Origin of the sequence: Flavobacterium tegetincola DSM 22377 (genome assembly GCF_000425485.1) — a bacterium.
In the GTDB taxonomy this organism is placed as follows: Bacteria; Bacteroidota; Bacteroidia; order Flavobacteriales; family Flavobacteriaceae; genus Flavobacterium; species Flavobacterium tegetincola.
Genome location: NZ_AUDN01000047.1, coordinates 1 through 1,652, shown reverse-complemented (window position 1 = coordinate 1,652; position 1,652 = coordinate 1). Strand labels below are relative to the sequence as shown.

Annotated in this window: 1 protein-coding gene; it reads right to left on the bottom strand. The window is 34.4% G+C overall.

Going from position 1 to position 1,652, the window contains the following annotated elements; genetic code table 11:
* Positions 1-121: 121 nt before the first annotated feature.
* The gene (gene hflX, locus H602_RS0109545; protein ID WP_026977785.1) at positions 122-1,390 is read right to left on the bottom strand and encodes a GTPase HflX; all 1,269 of its coding nucleotides are present in this window, start codon (positions 1,388-1,390) and stop codon (positions 122-124) included.
* Positions 1,391-1,652: the final 262 nt, after the last annotated feature.

The window sequence follows — 1,652 nt, the reverse complement described above, 5'->3', positions numbered from 1 at the left end:
ATTAGACTTAAATATAAGAAAAAAGGAGCAGAAATCCATAGATATCTACTCCTTTTTATGTGTCAATTTAATAGAAAGACTTTTTCAGTGCCCTCAGAATTTCTAAAAGCTTTTTTGTTTATTACAGGTCTTGGACCTCTTCATCTTCTTCAATATCATCGTCTTTAGACTCTTTTTCGATGGCGTCTTTATAATCAGGATAGAGAAACTTATTGTAGGGAAAACGCGTTACATGAATCGTTCGTACCGTTTCATAAACAAGTTCTCTGAACGCCTCAAAGTTTTCCTTATTCAATGCAGATATAAAGAGCGTATTGGTTTCGCCAGATTTATGCATCCATGTTTGCTTCCACTCGTCTAGGGTATAATGCTTGGTCGTTTTTTCGGTAATTAAGTCATCCTCGTCAATAGTCAAATGTTTGTAAGCATCAATTTTATTGAAAACCATTATGGTTTGCTTATCATCACTTTTAATGTCTTTCAAAATCTGATTAACTGAATCAATGTGATCTTCAAAATCAGGATGAGAAATATCCACTACATGTAATAATAAGTCGGCTTCACGAACTTCGTCCAGCGTACTTTTAAATGATTCTACCAATTGAGTAGGTAATTTTCTGATAAATCCTACGGTGTCAGAAAGTAGAAACGGTAAATTTTTGATCACGACCTTACGAACTGTGGTATCTAATGTGGCAAATAATTTGTTTTCTACAAAAACATCGCTTTTGCTAATCACGTTCATCAAAGTAGATTTTCCAACGTTGGTATACCCTACAAGTGCTACACGAACCATTGCGCCACGATTACCACGTTGAACCGATTGTTGACGGTCAATAGTTTTGATTTTATCTTTCAATAACGCAATACGATCACGTACAATCCGTCTGTCGGTTTCAATCTCAGTTTCACCCGGACCTCGCATACCAATTCCTCCTTTTTGACGTTCAAGGTGGGTCCACATTCCTGAAAGTCGCGGTAATAAATATTGGCATTGCGCTAATTCTACTTGCGTTCTTGCATAGGAGGTTTCGGCACGTTGAGCAAAAATGTCCAAAATTAAATTGGTTCGGTCTAAAACTTTACAATCTAAAATCTTCGAAATATTTTTTTGCTGAGACGGGGTAAGTTCATCGTCAAAAATGACAGTTGAAATTTCATTTTCTCTGATGTATAAATTGATTTCTTCCATTTTTCCAGTTCCTAAAAATGTTTTAGGATTTGGACGATCCATTTTTTGGGAGAAGCGTTTAATTACTTCGCCACCTGCTGTAAAAGTAAGGAATTCAAGTTCGTCTAAATATTCTTTTAGTTTCTCTTCATCTTGCTTTTGCGTTACGATTCCAACAATTACTGTTTTCTCGAAATTGGTCTTTTGTATCTCTAACATAGCTTTGTTTGTCTTACAAAAGTAAGGAATTATACGACACGTTTACACGATTTTTACCGACAGATTTTTGTAAAATAATTTTTATTACTGTTAAATGTTACTTTTTGATCAGTATTTTCTTAAAATTTGTTAAATTTGAAATCCCTTTGTTTTGGGGAACTATTGTTAAACAACCTATAAATTTTTCATTTCATGAAGAAAATTACACTTTTATTACTCACTATTTTGTATTGTACCGTAGGGTATTCTCAGTTCCCGCAGG